The sequence below is a fragment of the Pantoea sp. RCC30.1 genome (genome assembly GCF_058148845.1).
The window spans coordinates 1-16,725 of the sequence record NZ_JBXUHX010000018.1; the positions used below are offsets into that span (position 1 = coordinate 1).

At 57.4% G+C, this 16,725-nt stretch carries 10 protein-coding genes; 1 reads left to right on the top strand and 9 read right to left on the bottom strand.

Features of this window, described 5'->3' with window-relative positions:
* Positions 1-189: 189 nt before the first annotated feature.
* Positions 190-1,434 (bottom strand): N-acetylmuramoyl-L-alanine amidase AmiC, encoded by a 1,245-nt coding sequence (gene amiC / locus AC2LB6_RS16085; protein WP_490094260.1) that lies wholly within the window; start codon positions 1,432-1,434, stop codon positions 190-192.
* Positions 1,435-1,666: 232 nt separating this feature from the next.
* Here amiC and argA point away from each other — a divergent pair, with 232 nt between their 5' ends.
* Positions 1,667-2,995, top strand: a complete 1,329-nt coding sequence (gene argA / locus AC2LB6_RS16090) for an amino-acid N-acetyltransferase (RefSeq protein WP_090965782.1) — start codon at positions 1,667-1,669, stop codon at positions 2,993-2,995.
* Between the two features lie 50 nt (positions 2,996-3,045).
* On the opposite strand, the gene recD is transcribed toward argA, so the two are convergent.
* From recD to AC2LB6_RS16130, 8 genes are all read right to left on the bottom strand, one after another.
* The gene (recD, locus tag AC2LB6_RS16095; RefSeq protein ID WP_490094261.1) at positions 3,046-4,887 is read right to left on the bottom strand and encodes an exodeoxyribonuclease V subunit alpha; all 1,842 of its coding nucleotides are present in this window, start codon (positions 4,885-4,887) and stop codon (positions 3,046-3,048) included.
* Positions 4,884-8,423 carry an exodeoxyribonuclease V subunit beta gene (gene recB / locus AC2LB6_RS16100; RefSeq protein WP_490094262.1) on the bottom strand — a complete coding sequence of 1,180 codons (3,540 nt, stop codon included), beginning with the start codon at positions 8,421-8,423 and terminating at the stop codon, positions 4,884-4,886. The genes recD and recB overlap by 4 nt, the downstream gene beginning before the upstream one ends.
* Complete coding sequence (gene ptrA / locus AC2LB6_RS16105) at positions 8,420-11,311, bottom strand: pitrilysin (RefSeq protein WP_490094263.1); 2,892 nt, start codon at positions 11,309-11,311, stop codon at positions 8,420-8,422. The genes recB and ptrA overlap by 4 nt, the downstream gene beginning before the upstream one ends.
* A gap of 107 nt (positions 11,312-11,418) precedes the next feature.
* The gene (gene recC / locus AC2LB6_RS16110) at positions 11,419-14,796 is read right to left on the bottom strand and encodes an exodeoxyribonuclease V subunit gamma (RefSeq protein WP_490094264.1); all 3,378 of its coding nucleotides are present in this window, start codon (positions 14,794-14,796) and stop codon (positions 11,419-11,421) included.
* Positions 14,797-14,897: 101 nt separating this feature from the next.
* Positions 14,898-15,137: a prepilin-type N-terminal cleavage/methylation domain-containing protein gene (locus AC2LB6_RS16115; protein WP_490094306.1), complete on the bottom strand. Its 240-nt coding sequence runs from the start codon at positions 15,135-15,137 to the stop codon at positions 14,898-14,900.
* Positions 15,138-15,183: 46 nt separating this feature from the next.
* Entirely contained in the window at positions 15,184-15,588 is a 405-nt protein-coding gene (locus AC2LB6_RS16120; protein WP_490094265.1) for a DUF2509 family protein, read from the bottom strand.
* A complete protein-coding gene (locus tag AC2LB6_RS16125; RefSeq protein ID WP_490094266.1) occupies positions 15,585-16,112 on the bottom strand; it encodes a prepilin peptidase-dependent protein in 528 nt (175 codons plus the stop codon). The genes AC2LB6_RS16120 and AC2LB6_RS16125 overlap by 4 nt, the downstream gene beginning before the upstream one ends.
* A complete protein-coding gene (locus AC2LB6_RS16130; RefSeq protein WP_490094267.1) occupies positions 16,109-16,579 on the bottom strand; it encodes a prepilin-type N-terminal cleavage/methylation domain-containing protein in 471 nt (156 codons plus the stop codon). The genes AC2LB6_RS16125 and AC2LB6_RS16130 overlap by 4 nt, the downstream gene beginning before the upstream one ends.
* Between the last annotated feature and the right edge of the window lie 146 nt (positions 16,580-16,725).

Here is a 16,725-nt window from a genome sequence, read left to right on the forward strand (position 1 = left end):
CGGGGTGGAGCAGCCTGGTAGCTCGTCGGGCTCATAACCCGAAGGTCGTCGGTTCAAATCCGGCCCCCGCAACCAATCATTTAAACACCTGAAAGGGTGTTTTTTTGTTTCTGACGTTCCCAAAACGCCTCTTTAGCTCCTTTCTGCCCTGAAAAGCGCGCGGATAGCCGTGTCTAACCGCACTCTCCATTACCGATGGGCCAATGCCGCCCCACTCTTCACATAAGCCTTAATGCCCTCCAGAATCGCCTCCGCAACCTGATGCTGATAGCGGGTGGTTCGCAACTTACGCTCCTCTTCCACATTACTGATAAACGCGGTCTCTACCAGGATTGACGGGATATCCGGGGCTTTCAGCACTGCGAATCCGGCCTGATCCACGGTGCGTTTGTGCAGATGATTGATGCGCCCCATGCGATGCAGCACTTCTTTGCCAAACTTCAGGCTGTCATGAATCGTCTGGCGCTGCACCATATCGAACATGGTGTGATCAAGATAGCGGTCGCCACTTTTGCTAACGCCGCCAATCAGGTCAGATTCATTCTGCGTCTGTGCCAGGAAACGTGCTGCTGCAGAGGTGGCACCGCTGGTCGATAAGGCAAACACCGAAGAACCGCGAGCTGCGCGACTGGTAAAGGCATCCGCATGAATCGACACAAAGAGATCGGCGCGCTGTTTACGGGCTTTGGCGACTCTGACGCGCAGTGGAATAAAGACATCTTCATTGCGCGTCATATAGGCTTTCATGTTGGGCTGTTTATCGATCAGCGCTTTGAGCCGCCGTCCGATCTTCAGCACAATATCTTTCTCGCGGGTTTTATATTTGCCATGCGCGCCCGGATCTTCCCCGCCGTGACCGGGATCGATCATGATGATAATCGGACGATCACGCCCCGCTTTGCCCGGCAACGGTGCCTGCACGCCTTCATCTTTCTCCAGTTCGCCCTGGTTATAATCTTTCAGCAGAGCCAGCAGCGGATCCTCTTCTATCGGGTTCTGGCTCGGATAGAGATCGACTACCAGCCGGTGATTGATCCCGGCGACCGGCGAGAGGTTAAAGATCTTCGGCGCGACGTTGCGCTTTAACTCAAGAACGACCCGCACCGTGTTGCTGTCGAACTGGCCGACCCGGGCATTTTTAATAAAGGGATCGTCGACCCGCACCTGTTTATCCACCCCTTTCAGGGCAGAATTGAGATGGAGGCCCTGAATATCTATTACCAGGCGTTCGGGATTACTCAGCGCAAACTGCTTGTACTTCAGCGCGACGCTGGACTCCAGCGTCATGCGCGAGTACGTAGATGAGGGCCAGATTCGCACCGCCACAATGTGATTCTTCGCCGCCAACCCTGCGCGGCTGACGCTTAACAGCAGTAAGGCGCCTGTCCCCTGTAAAAATCGTCTGCGTGAAAATTGGGAATTACCGTCTGACATGCCGCTCCAGCTGCTGTGTTATGTCTAAAAAATCGCCAGTTAATCAAATGGCGGCGAAAACTTTATCCAATCCGCAGCATGATGTCACTCCGGAAACCCTAAATAATGCAGGCTGTTAGCGGCTTTGACATCCATAAAAACGTAAATTTTCGTCAGGATTAAGACTTGCAAAATCGGGCGCAAAAGCATAAAAATACAAAAAATACGAATAAACATTCATTGAGGGTTGGCCGTGAAGGAACGTAGTACCGAACTGGTTCAGGGTTTTCGCCATACCGTTCCCTATATCAATGCCCACCGGGGTAAAACCTTTGTCATCATGCTCGGTGGCGAAGCGATTGAGCATGAGAACTTCTCTGGCATCGTTAATGATATCGGTCTGCTGCACAGTCTGGGCATCCGCCTGGTGGTGGTTTATGGCGCCCGGCCGCAGATTGATGCCAGCCTCGCCCAGCAGCAGCTGGAGCCGGTTTATCATAAATTTACCCGGGTGACCGACGCGCAATCGCTGGAGTTAGTGAAGCAGGCTGCCGGCCGCTTGCAGTTAGATATCACTGCCCGCCTCTCAATGAGTCTCAACAACACCCCACTGCAGGGCGCACATATCAATGTGGTCAGCGGCAACTTCATTATTTCACAGCCGCTGGGCGTGGATGATGGCGTGGACTACTGCCACAGCGGGCGTATCCGTCGTATTGATGAAGAGGCGATTCATCGCCAGCTGGATAACGATGCCATTGTGCTGATGGGGCCGGTGGCGGTTTCTGTTACCGGCGAGAGCTTTAATCTGACCTCGGAAGAGGTTGCCACCCAGCTGGCGATTAAGCTCAAAGCGGAAAAAATGATCGGCTTCTGCTCTGAGCAGGGCGTGCTGAACAGCGAAGGTGAAATCATCTCTGAGCTGTTCCCGAATGATGCGCAGGCCCGTATCGACGAGATTGAACAGGAAGGCGACTATCTTTCCGGAACGGTTCGCTTCCTGCGTGGCGCGGTGAAAGCCTGCCGCAGTGGCGTGCGACGCAGCCATTTAATCAGTTATCAGGAAGATGGTGCGCTGTTGCAGGAGCTCTTCTCACGCGACGGTATCGGTACACAGATCGTTATGGAGTCGGCCGAGCAGATCCGTCGCGCCAATATCAACGATATTGGCGGTATCCTTGAACTGATCCGTCCGCTGGAACAGCAGGGCATTCTGGTGCGTCGCTCACGCGAGCAGCTGGAAATGGAGATTGATAAGTTTACGATTATTCAGCGCGACAATCTGACCATCGCCTGTGCCGCACTCTATCCATTTATGGATGAGAAGATTGGCGAGATGGCCTGTGTGGCGGTTCATCCTGACTATCGCAGCTCCTCACGCGGTGAGATGCTGTTGCAGCGCGTGGCGTTGCAGGCGAAGCAGATGGGGCTTGAAAAGTTGTTTGTGCTAACCACACGCAGCATCCACTGGTTCCAGGAGCGCGGCTTTACGCCAGTGGATATCGAGTCACTGCCTGAGAGTAAAAAAGAGATGTACAACTATCAGCGCCGTTCAAAAGTGCTGATGGCCGACCTCACCTGATCTAATCCATAAGGGGCAGTCACCGCCACGGTGGTCTGTCCCCTCTCTTCTCAGCCGGTTTCCCCCAGTCGCTCCACCAGACCGCTGCGCCGCTGCGTTTGCAGCTGCACGGCACGCTGAAATACGCTGGGTTCGCTGTAGATGGTCAGTTGCCGCCGTGCACGTGTAATCGCGGTATAGACCAGTTCACGCGTCAGCACCGGCAGAAACTGCGTAGGCATGACCAGCGCGGTGTGTTCAAACTCCGAGCCCTGCGATTTGTGCACTGTCATTGCCCAGGCGGTTTCATGTGAAGGCAACCGGCTCGGCTGAATCGCCTTGATCGATCCATCCGGCAGCGGGAAAAAGACCTTCAGGTTGCCCTCTTCATCCCGCATCGTCATGCCGATATCGCCATTAAACAGGCCGAGCGCGCTGTCATTTCGGGTAATCATCACCGGACGCCCTTCATACCAGCGGCTGCCCATGCCAGGACGACGGATGCGCTGCAGCTGCATCAGTCGCTGCTCGATACGCTGGTTCAGACCCTGCACGCCAAATGGCCCGTCACGTAACGCACAGAGCAGCTGATAACGGCCAAAAGCGGCAATCACTTCAGCGGGCGGTGCCTGCTGTCTGATAAGCTGCAGGAAGGGCTGATAGCCCTGAGCGACCTCATCCAGCATCGCCTGATACGCTTCCGCGCTGTTCAGCGGCTGGTAACTGACATCTTCATGGGCCGCAGCAAACACTGCCCTGACCTGCTCTGCATCGCCCTGGTTAATCGCTTTTGCCAGCTGGCCGATGCCGGATGTGGCATCAAAACGATAACTTTTTTGCAGCAGACAGATGCTGTCGCGCACTGCCGGAGCCTGCGCATCATCACTGCCCTGCAGGCTGCAGCCGGTCAGCAGAGCGAGCTGCTCTGCCCGCGCCAGGCTGTAGCCGCTTTCCGTGCAGCGGCAGATATCGCCAAGCACCGCACCCGCTTCAACAGAAGCCAGCTGGTCGCGATCGCCCAGAAACACCACGCGGGCATGGGCAGGCAGCGCGGCAATTAGCTTTGCCATCATTGAGAGATCGACCATCGACGCTTCATCCACCACAAGCACATCAAGATGTAGTGGATTACCGGCATGGTAGCGCAGTCGCTGGGTATCGGGCTGCGCGCCCAGCAGGCGATGCAGCGTGGTGGCTTCGGCGGGAAAACGCCGCCGCTCTTCGTCGCTGACCGCAAGCTCCTGCAGCGCCTGGCCCAGTGACTCGGTCAGCCGCGCGGCAGCTTTGCCGGTCGGTGCCGCCAGCTGAATTCGCAGTGCACCGGGATTCAGGCGAATCAGGGCGGCGAGCAGTTTCGCCACGGTGGTGGTTTTGCCGGTACCCGGCCCGCCGGAGATAACCGCCGTCTTGCGGGTCAGCGCTACGGCTGCCGCAATTTTCTGCCAGTTCTCCGGCTGGTCGCCAAACAGGTTGTTAAGTACTTCGCCTGCTGCACTGATATCAAACACGTTTTTCATGTCCTGCACAGCAAAGAAGTCGACGACCCGGCCTTCGCTTTGCCATAGTCGATGCAGATATAAACGCTGGTTACTCAGCACCAGCGGCGTGACCCGGCTGCCGTCACTGACCGCTGGCCAGTCAGCAAAGCGTGATGGCCAGTCATCCGGTGCGCCAGCAGCCTGCCAGATAGCCTGGGCCAGCGCAGGCTGACGCCCGGCAAACAGGTTCGCTTCACTGAGATTGCTCAGCGGTAAACAGACGTGCCCTTCACCGGCCTCGGCGCTTACGCAGGCGGCCGCGAGCAGCAGCGCAGGCTGTGATTCCGGCGCCACCAGTTGGGCAAACTGAATATCCAGTGGCCGCAGGAGGCGCTTCTCTACCGCCTGCAGCAGCAGACTCAGCATGTCACTCATAACATCTCCCCGGTTTCACCAAACAGTGCATCGATCTCTTCCACAAAGGCTTCGTCCGGTCGGGTGGCAAAAATGCCGTTGTCCGGTGAGCTGCCATCCATCCCGCGCAAAAACAGATAAAACACACCACCGAAATGTTGCTGATAGTCGTAGCCCGGCAGGCGATGCTGCAGGTAGCGATGCAGCGCCAGCGTATAGAGCTGATACTGCAAATCGTAGCGGTGGCCAATCATCGCCTGCGCCATCGCCTCTGGCGTGTAAGCGGCGTGGCTGTCACCCAGCCAGTTCGATTTGTAATCGAGCAGATAATATTTTCCCTGCCAGCGGAAGACCAGATCGATAAAACCCTTCAGCATGCCGCGCACCTGACGAAAATCCAGAGCAGCGGTCTGCCGAGAGAGGCTATCATGCCGGCGCAGCAGATCGTCAAGATCGGCGGCCTTTAGTAGATTGTTGATCGGCAGATAGAACTCCATCTCGATCAGCCGTTCACTGCTTTTGATTGCCGACAGCATCAGCCCCTCTGCGTTGAGCGGCGTATGTAACACCCGATCAATCCACTGTTCAATGACCGGCAACCAGCTCAGCGGATAGCCATTATGCTGCAGCTGATCTTCCAGCCAGACGCGATCCGGCGGCTCGGTAAAGTCGATCGACTCGAACAGACCGTGCAGGAAGGTGCCGGGTGCGGCACCGCGCGGAAAGTGGTGCGGCGTCAATGCCGCCTCTTCACCGCTCTCCTCTTCGCCCGCCGCATCGATATCGAAGTTGGGCAGCGCATCCAGCAGCGGCGAGCTGTGATGCTGTTGCAGGCCGGAGTAACTGGTTACCCGCCAGACATCCGCCAGCGCGCGGGTCACGTCGCGGCTGCTTAATGCCTCATCACCCTGGTCAGTATCCTGCCACATTTCGCCCGGAATCAGATCCTCTTCAACCAGCGCAATGCCCTCACCGGTCAGCGCATTAAGTCGTTGGCTGAGCTGCTGCGCATCAGCCGCCTGACCTTGCTGCACCAGGTAGCCCAGTGCGCTCTTGTGCAGATCGCTTTCGCCCTCTTTCTTGCGGGTGCCTTTGATCAGCGGTGCGATGCCGACGCTACAGTGATAAACAGAACGGGTCAGCGCCACGTAGAGGAGACGCAGATCCTCCGCCAGACGCTCTTCTTCGGCCAGTGCCAGACTCTGTGCATCGCCCTGCACATCGAGCAGCGCCGTGAAATTGTCGCGATCGTGATAGAGCGCGCTGGCGGCCTCGCGGAACCCGGCGGCAAACGGCAGCCAGACCAGCGGATACTGCAATCCTTTTGATTTATGGATGGTGATAATCTGCACCAGATGGCGGTCACTTTCCAGACGCAGCTGCTGGCTTGAGGCCTGGCTGTTTGGCCGGGCAATCTGCTGCGCCAGGAAGCGCACCAGCGCGTGCGGACTCTCCAGCTGCACCGAGGCTTCCTGCAGCAGTTCACCCAGATGCATCAGGTCAGTAAGCCGACGTTCACCGTTCTCCGAGGCCAGCATATTCTCTGCAAGCTGCCGCTTGATCATCACATCACGCAGCATCGGTAACACCCCGCGTTGATGCCAAAGCTGCTGCCAGACGGCAAACTGCTCCACCAGCGCATCCCATTCGCGTTCATTCTGTGTCAACGCGTCGAGCGTTGCCGCATCAATGGCAAAAATAGAGGTCGCCAGCGCACTGCGCAGTAGACGTTCCTGTTCAGGTGCCTGTATAGCCTGCAGTAACCAGAGCAGTTCGCGCGCTTCCGGCGTGGTATAGACGCTGTCCCGGCTGGAGAGATAGACCGACGGAATCGACAGCGCATTCAGCGCATCGCGAATTAAACCGGCCTCGTTGCGGCTGCGCACCAGTACGGTGATATCGGAAGCCCGTACCGGCTGCAGCGCCTCGCCTTTGCCCAGACAGGCGCGTCCCTGCTGTCCTGCCACCAGCCAGCGGCTGATATCAGCCGCACACTGCTGCGCCATAAACTGCTGGTAATCGCTGTTACCGACGCCATCGCCGGGCAGCAACCAGAACCGTAACGCCGGTTGCTGCTGCTCATCAAAAATCAGCCGCAGCGACTGATTGGGCGCAGCGGGCATAACCGGCTGAAAGGGAATCGCCGAGAACAGGAAAGGCGAATCGAGCTGAGAAAAGAGGCGGTTGACGCTCTTTACCATCTCAGGTGAAGAACGCCAGTTGGTATCGAGCGTGTAGTGAGCACTGATTTCATTTCTGGCCCGCAGATAGGTAAAAATATCCGCGCCGCGAAACGCATAGATCGCCTGCTTGGGATCGCCAATCAGAAACAGCGCCTGTTCAGGCTGATTAATATAGAGCGTGCGGAAGATACGATACTGCTGCGGATCGGTATCCTGGAATTCATCAATCAGGGCCACCGGAAAACGTGCCCGGATGGTTTCTGCCAGCAAAACGCCGCCGGGCTGTTGCAACGCCTCATCCAGCTTACTCAGCAGATCGTCGAAGCCTAACAGCGCACGTAACCGTTTCTCGCGCTGCACCGTGGCACGCACATCGGTCAGCGCCTGAGCAATGATCACATCCCGCAGCGACAGCGGTTCGGTCAGGAACTGATCGATCGCCTCAAACAGTGAATGACGTGGGGCTTCACCTTTTTTGGTTTTCTCATCAAGCACCTGCTGCCCAAAGCGCTCCAGCTCTTTGGGCAGCTGATAATCCAGCGTTTCGCTGCTGGCCCATTGCGTGACACGGGCGACCCAGTTGGGCAGATGTTTACTGCTGTAGCTGCGCTTATCCACGCCGGATGCGCTGATTATCCCCTCAACATCGGCGCTGAGCGTCTGCCACTGCTGCTTGATAGCCTCGATGCGTGCCAGATTGCTGGCGTGACGTGATTCCAGCGTCTCGCCAGCGGCGGGCGGACGTTTCAGGCCCGGCGATTCGCCCTGCAGCCAGGGACGCAGCGTCGTCAGCAGGCTGTCCGGACCGCTCCACTCTGCGGCGATAATCCGCGCCACATCAAGCGTTAGTGGATAGCACTGGCGACGCCAGAAATCGGCGGTCGACTGCTTCAGCAGCGCCTGCTCATCTTCGATCAATTCCTGCTCGAACAGCATGCCCGATTCAAAGGCGTTGAGATTGAGCATCCGCTGACAGAAGCCGTGAATGGTGAAGATGGCGGCTTCATCCATCTGCCGTTCAGCCGCCAGCAACTGCGCGGCGGCCTGACTCAGATCCGGCATCTGCTCCAGCAGTAACTGGTGCATCGGATTGCTGCTTTTGCCGCGAATACAGGCCAGACGCAGCTGATGAATATTCTCGCGGATGCGCCCGCGCAACTCAGCGGTGGCGGCCTCGGTGAAGGTCACTACTAAAATTTCTTCTACCGAGAGCGGCCGGCTATACGCGTTTTCGCCGCCCAGTCCAAGCAGCAGTCGAAGATAGAGCAGACCAATGGTAAAGGTTTTTCCGGTGCCCGCTGACGCCTCAATCAACCGCTCGCCTTTGAGCGGCAGCGTTAAAGGATTCAGCGATACGGGAGGTAACTGCGTCATTGGGTCTCACTCTTTACCGGCAGCGACTGCTGCAGTTGTGCCACTTCATTCCAGGTTTTCCAGCCGGGCTGGCGGGCAAATTCAACTTTGCCATTGCCGATGCCGGCAATCTGCGAAGTCATCACCATGCCTTTGTGTTCGATCACCGCCTGTCGGAAAAAGTCGGCCAGGCTAGCTGGGGTTAACCGCTGAACCTGCTCTGTCATTTTTTGCCGGGTATCAAATTGATCATTTTGCCGATCAAAGTCGCGGTTAAAGCGATCTGCTTCCTCAAAGAGCGTCTGAGGGCGCTGCTGCAAATCATTGATCATCGCCTGCTGATACTGGGCAAAGTCTGCCTGGCTCATGCTGCGCAGCCGTTTTTCCGCCTGCGGATAGAAGGCCTGATAGCGCTGCAACAGCCAGCCCGGTTGTTTGCTGTTACTTTGCAGCAGGAAGCCGATCCCCCACTGGCGACCCACTGGCATCTGGAAGGCAAATACCGCGTAACCGAGCTGCTCTTTGGTTCGCAGCTGATTGTAGAACCAGGGCTGCACAATCTGGCTCAGCATAGAGCTGTGCGCCATGCTCTGATATTCACCGTATCCCAGTGGCACATAGAGCGCGGCGAGGGCGGAGTCGGTGCTGCTGCCCTGCTGCTGCAGGTTAGCTTTCAGCGGTTTTTTAATGGTCACATACTGGCTGTGCCAGTCGCGGGTCGCATTACTCTGCATTTGCTGCTTAAGCTCATGCCCCAGTTGCTTCACGCTGTCAGCACTGAGGTTACCCACCACCAGCATCTCTGGCGTGGCGTCGCGGAACAGCGTATCGCGATAGGTCGTCACATCCTGGAGTGAGAGGGTGTTGACCAGCTTACGGCGGGTTTCGCGCTGAGTATAAGGCAGTTGCGATAACAGCTGCATCGGCTGAATCGCCTGTTCAAAGGCCTTGCCTTTTTCCGCCGCGTCCAGCCGCTCCAGATACCAGGATTTGGCCTGCTCCAGCTGCTGTTCTGTCGGCTGGAAGGTGGCATAACCTTCCACCAGTTTCTTCAGCAGCACGGGCAGACGCTGAGTGAAGCCGTTGGCGCTGAATACCAGTCCTTCATCTTCGCCAGTTGAGAAGCTGATGCCGCCCACCGAAGCCTGTGAATTAAGCTCATCCAGAGCCAGGCTGGAGAGGTAATCATTAAGGCCAAACAGCACCTGCTGACGGGCATCGCTGATGGCATTTTTATTGCGTAACGCCAGGGTGATCGCCGCTTTAGGCTCGCTGGCGTAATAACGGCTGGGCATCCAGTAAATGCGCATACCGTCTTCGTTATCCAGCTTCACCGGATGCTGCCAGGTTTTACCGTCTGACGGCAACAAAGTGAAGTCATCCGGGATATACGGATTCAGCACGGGCATCGCCAGCGTAATCTGGCTGGCGCGCTGCTGCCAGTCGGCAAAGGTTTGTGGCGTGATCTTCTCAACCTGATAAGGCGCAGCCACAAAATAGGCTGTTTTGTTATGCGGCTCCTGCGGGCTGATGTACCAGATGCGCGCATGCTGCGGGGTCATCTCTTCCAGCCGGGTTTTAATCGCGGCGGCATCGTACTGATCTGCCAGATAAGGCGCATCCAGCGTGTGTTCAACCGGCACGCGCAGCATGGTATCAACCAGCCATTCTATGTAATCCATATCGCGGGTGATGGAGGGATAGCGGAAGTCGAGCGCCAGTACGTGTGAAACTTCATCGAAATAGCGCTTATCATCGGCCTGCTGACGCAGCAGATTGATGTAGCTGAATATCGCCGCCACCACTTCGTCACGCTGCGCCAGACCTTTATCCGTGAGTGAAGCGGTAATCGCAAATACGCCGCTGTTACGCTCGGTCATCGGGTCAGCGCCCGCATTAACCCCATCGGCCAGCCCTTGTTTTTGCAGCCAGTCAGTCAGGGTATTTTTGCTGCGGTTACTGATTAAGTAGCTGATCAGCGTGTCGGTTTTACTGCGGAAGCGATCGCTGTTATTGGCAATGCGGAATTCAATTTTGAGCTGCTTGCGCGGCTGCGCCGGAACGTAATGAATGATGATTCCCTGCTGCGCATCGGTCACCACCGGCACCGTAATCTCCGGCACGCTGGCGTCATGGTTTTGTACCCGGCCAAAGGTTTTAGCTGCAATCGACGCCATCTCCGGCAGCGGTTTGTTGCTGTAGATCACCGCCTTCATCAGGTTGGCGGAGTAATGCGTATGATAGAAATCCAGCAGCGCCTGGTGCAGTTTGCTGCCCGGCTTATCTTTCAGGGTCTCAAGATTGCCGCCCGAGAAACGTGACGCCGGATGCGCCGGGTTCAGCGTCTCTGCGCCGACCTGAGCCATACGCAGGCCATCGCGCGAGCGTGCCATGGTCAGCTCGGCATTCACGGCATGACGCTCGCGGTCGGCATTAACCGGATCCAGCAGTGGCTCAGCCACCGCATCCGCCAGGCGATCGACCGCCGGTTCCAGCGAATCATTTTCGACTTCCAGATAAAAAGCGGTGCGATAAGAGGCCGTGCTGGCATTGTGACTGCCGCCATGCTTTTTCAGGAATTCAGCAAGGTTGTCCGGTTGCGGGTAGAGCTTTGAGCCCATCAGCACCATATGCTCAAGATAGTGCGCCAGTCCCGCCTGCTGATCGGGATCGTCCAGCGATCCTATCGGCAGCGTCAGCGCCGCCAGCGATTTCGGTGCCACAGCATCGGAAACCAGTAACACCGTCATCCCGTTATCCAGCCGGATAGCCTGATAGTGACGGGGATCCTGTTCACTTTTGCGAATGGTATCGTTAACTGGCTGCCAGCCTGAAGATGTCTGCGCCTGTGCTGTGCAAGCCGCCAGGCTTAACATTAGCGCCGCTATCCAGCGTGCGTGTACCCGCATGTAAACCCCTCTCGTTTCCCGATAAACCGCCAATGTCGGACCCGGCGGCTCAAAGCAGAACAAAATTGCTGTGTAATGAATCAGTAAGCAAAACGCCTTCTGATCGGCTATTCATCATCCTGATGTGCAGCCAGCACCGGTAAATACCAGCGCTGTGCTGCCTCAGTTATCTGCTGTAGTTGTGGTTCATCCAGTACCCGGCAAAGACGTTGCAGATAGGGATCGCTGCCTTCACCTTCAACCTGATAGTTCCCTGACCAGGCCGTCAGAAGGCGATTGCGCGCCTTGAGCTGGGTGGCCTCATCTGTCAGTAATTGCTGACTTTTTTTGTCGAAACTGGCGGTGAGCCACGCGCCGCCACTTTTGTTAAGCAGCATCAGCGGCTGACGCATACCCGCGAGATAGCCAGCAACATACTCATTCAGCGCAGCGATCGCTTCTGTCTGCGGTACGGCAAGGAAACACCAGCGGCTTTGCTGCCGGCCAAACATCCTGCTGCTGCCGGTGCCTCCCAGCGCGCAGTAAACAAGGTGCTCCAGCCAGAGTAACAGTCCGTCGTTCATGTTGAGTACGCCAGGTCGCCAGCGCAGCAATCCATCATCCTGCACCTGCGTCAGCCAGCCGGTTAAGCTGACCTGCTCCAGTTGCAGATTCACTTCCCAGCTCTCGCCTTCGCTGCGTTGCGTCACCACTTCTGCCGCCACTTCCTGCATCTCATCGCGCTGCGCCTGCCAGAACAGCTCACCGAATGCGCCGTAAGGCAGATTCCCGGCCGCACGATGGTGCGCATAAAGCCGCTGGGTATCCTCGCCTTCGACCAGGGCATTCAGCAACTGCGCATTGATTTGATAACGCTCCAGGTTGTCGAGGGCAAACGGCTCGCTGTCGGGCAGTTCGTTTTCCTCCAGCCAGAAACTCACGCCAAGCCGCTGATGGAACCAGGCACGCACCGGATGTCGCCAGAAGCGTAGAAACGCCTCCAGCGTCAGCGCATCAATGAGCGGCGGCTCCAGCGGCTGAACAAAATCGGGTTGGGGCTGCCCCGCTCCCCGCGCGGCAGGCAGCCACTCACGAGCGAAACTCTGTAGTCTGGCCGCTGGCTGGAAGTTCTCCGCAGCAAACGGCATCCGGCTATGCAGGTGCTGCAGATGCATCCGCACCCGTTCGGCACTCTCATCCAGTTCAAGATGACCATCACCGTCCAGATAAAAACTCTGTCCAATGTAATCCAGCAGTTCTGTGACCAGCACCGAAGGGTAGCGTTCCGTATTGTCCTGAATCGCCCGCCCGATATAACTGATGTAGAGCTGCTGCTGTGCCGAGATCATCGCCTCCAGGAACAGATAACGGTCATCATCGCGGCGGCTGCGGTCGCCTTTGCGGGACTGCTGCTGCATCAGATCAAAGCCTAACGGCGCTAAGGTGCGCGGATAGACGCCATCATTCATGCCAAGCAGACAGACCAGCTGAAAAGGAATGGAGCGCATCGGCATCAGGGTACAGAAGTTAATCTGTCCGGCCAGGAATCGCTGGCTGATGCGCTGCTGATCAAGCCGGCTGCGCAGATCATCGCGCAATAGCGCCACCGGAATCGCCTCTTCAAACCGAGCATCCATGCCATATTCAATCAATTGCAGCCACTGCTCTTCCACCAGTAACAAGGCGGCCTCAGTTTCTGCATCGGGGCTGAAAAAGGCGTTCAGCAGTTCCCGGCACAGGGGCAGCCAGGCCGTCAGTGGCCGGGGTTCAGCCAGCAGCTGTCGCCAGTGATTGAGCCGGGAGAGCAGCTCTGCCAGATGGCCCGCCAGTTCCCCCACCAGACCACTCGACTCGTCATAAGGCAGAATCCCTTCCCAGTCACCGTTGTGGCTCTCCATCGCATAGCCCAGCAGCATACGCTGCAGGCCAAAGCGCCAGGTGTGCTGGCCGGTAATCGGTAGTGACAGGGCTTCTACGCTGGCATCATCCAGCCCCCAGCGAACACCAGACTCACTGACCCAGCGCCGCAGTAAACGCAGGCCGCTTTCATCGATAGAGAAGTGGGATGCCAGCGCCGGGACATCCAGCAGCGACAGCACATCCTCTGAGACAAAACGGCTATCCGGCAGTGCCAGCAGAGTAAGAAACGCCACAATGGCTGGATGAGCCTGACTGGCACGGCGATCTGAAATCGCAAAAGGCAGATAGCGATCGGCAGGTGCGTTGGCGAAAACGGCCTGAATAAAAGGCGCGTAGGCGTCGATATCCGCCACCATGACGATGATGTCACGCGCTTTCAGCGTCGGCTCGGCTTCCATCATCGCCAGCAGATGATCCTGCAATACTTCGACTTCACGCTGGGCGCTGTGACAGACCTGCACCGCTATTGAGCGATCCTCCGGATCCAGGCAGCGCTTCTGATCGCTGTGCGCCAGTTCAGCCGCATTCAGTCCGATGACGGCGTTATCCTGCAGGTTGAGAAGATCGTGCTGCATACAGTGCAGCAGGTTGTCCGGCTCCACATCCACAAACGCATCAATGTCGTCGTTCGACTCCATCTGACTGAGCAGAAACAGGTTGTCGCGGCCCAGCTTGCCCCATGAGGCGAGTAACGGGTTGGTCAGCTGCTGTTCGCCAGCATCGTTAAACAGCGCTGGTGCCTGCTCTGCATCCCGGAAAAGTCCACGAGATTCATCGGCACCATGACGTCGGCGCTGACGACTTTGCAGTTTCGCCAGAAACGCATAGTCCTGAATGTCGCCCCAGTAATCGCGGCAGGGATTGGTGAACAGCAGATGGATGTCGATGTGACGTCCCAGCGCCTGCAACGCCTGCAGATAGACCGGCGGCAGCGCAGAGATGCCACAAATGAAGACCCGTTTGGGCAGATTTTCCGGCGTGCTTTTCGCCTGCTCCAGCGTCTGGATAAATCGCGAATAGAGGTTGGCACGGTGCCATTCAGGTTGACGCAGCGCCTGGGTATAACTCACCAGATCGCGCCAGAGTGCGGCCTGCCAGCGCTGCGCGTCGCCCAGCCCCTCAATGGTTTCGCCGCGCTCCCAGCTGTTGAGCCAGTCGGCACGATAGACCAGGTACTGGTCGAACAGATCGGCCACGCGGGAGCTGAGCTGAAACAGTTTTCGCTTGTCGCCGTCGTCATGGAGATAGTGGCGTAAAGAGGTGAACTCTTCATGCACCAGCATCACCGGCAGACGGTGCATCAGCTTCCAGGCCATGCTGGCCTTACTGAAGGCACTTTCTACCGGAATATCAGGCAGAACGCGGACGAACATCTCCCAGATAAAACTGGCGGGCAGCGGGAATTCGATATTAGCCGCAATACCAAAGGTTTGCGCCAGCTCCATTTGCAGCCACTGCGCCATACCCGGGCTCTGCACCAGCACCATTTCTGAGGCGAAAGGATCATCAAGAGGATCATGTTTAATCACCGCAGCCGCCAGAATCTTCAGCACATCAAGCTGATTTGAGTGATAAACGTGAAACATGAAAACTCCTGTGATAACTCAGAACGTGACTGCGGTATTGCGGCTCTGTCACTTTACCGCGTATCGCGGTTGAAACCCATTAAAAGGGCGACCCGCGATGTTTAACAGCGCAGTCGTTTCAGGCTGGCACTGCGCTGCCAGGGCCCCGTTACTTCAGCCCGCTCCAGGGTGCAGCCTGAGGGGCCGCTCTGCTGTTGCAGCGTGGATGTCCAGCCCGCCACTTCATGCCCTGCCAGACGTTGCTCAGCAACCCGCCATGCCTCACGCTGATACCATTGCTGGCTGAATCCTAGCGCCAGTGCGCGATGATAGTGCAACAGAGTGCTGCTGCTTAATGCCATTAACAGCAGAGCAAACAACACTTCCGGCAAGCTGAATCCACCGTACTTACAAACAGGTTGCCGGCGGCGTGAGCGGGCAATAGTCGATCCAGCCGTGCGGCAGTGCAGTAATCTGATTGCCCCGTAACCGGACCCAATGCCAGACCGCCATGCCACTGCCGCTCGCCTCACCTTTAAGCAGACCTTCATCCTTTTCACCTCGTTGTAAACAGCTGCGCCAGCCATGGCGATCATCCTGCTGACAGCGGGCCGCCTCACTGGATGGCCAGTTCAGGGATAAGCCCCATTGCAGCGCCGACTGCGCCCGCCAGAAATCCTGCACAAACTGCTGCTCATCGGCCAGCAGTCGCATTCCCTGCTCTGACATCTTTCGGCTGGCGTGCAGCGTAAAACTACCGATGACCATAATCATTAACACCATGCCCAGGGCACTGCTACCTCGCTGCTTCACAGGTTCTCTCCCTCAACCCAGCTCTCCACGGTTTCAAGCCAGCGACCGGCCCGACCCTGCAACACTATCCTGACCTGCCCGCCCTGCTGGCTCATGCTGAACTGCTCCAGCGTCATGAATGCGGGATCGGAGAGCCGCTCCCAGCCCGCTGACTGACACTGATCAACACCACGCTGCATCTCAAGCTGCTGCTGTCGCAGGCGATAACCGTAATAGTCACTTTCTGCATGGCTTACCGCCTCCCATCTACCATTGCTGTTCTCGTCCCAGCTCAGCAGCAGACAGTTCTCACTGATTTTCAGTGCACCACTGCCACACTCACCGTGACAATAACCGGCTCGTCGCACCGCCTTTTCCAGCGTCGCTATCATCTGTTGTAGCTCCTGCCGCAGCTGCGCCCGTTGAAGCACGCCAGCGTTCTCCGCCAGCAGCAACGGCAGAAAACGACCCACACTGAGCATCACGACTGCGCTGATTGCCATGGCAATCAGCATCTCCAGCAGGCTGAATCCGACGCTTTTCAACGGCACGTCTCCTCTTCGGTCATGCAGAGGCGAATACGGGCTCTGGCCGAGATAATCAGCCGCATGCGTCCGGCGCTATTCCCCAGTTCAATACTGCCCGCTTTAGCGACATTGCGGCGGCCATAGAAGCCCGGTTCCCCCCGGATGCCATAAAGCGCTACACCCGGGAGCGGCGCCAGGAAATGAAGCCGTTTCCCGTGACCACAACCTGCAACGGGGCGGCTTCCGGCACCGATGCACCAGGGCTCGCCTGGCTGTGACCATAAAACCAGGTCGCTATTTTGCCGGTTGGCCTGGGCACGCAGCCGAAGCAGGAATCCCTGCAATTGCTGAGCGCTGTCGCGCAGTTGCTGCCTCTGTTGCCAGCGCTGCCAGCCATGCAGCGCGGCAAGACTGAGCAGGCCGGCAATCACCATCACCAGCAGCAGCTCCGGCAGGGTAAAACCACGTAAGTGTGCTGTTTTCATGGCGTCAGAGTGCGGGTTAAGGCCAGGCGAAACAAGGTGAGTGATGTCAGGCTGGAAAGCGTGCCGCAGAGAATATTCCCCGCACACAGGCAGTGTGAGAAGCGTGCGAGCGGTGCCGCAGATTTACCGGTGTGCGGGCAAAAAAA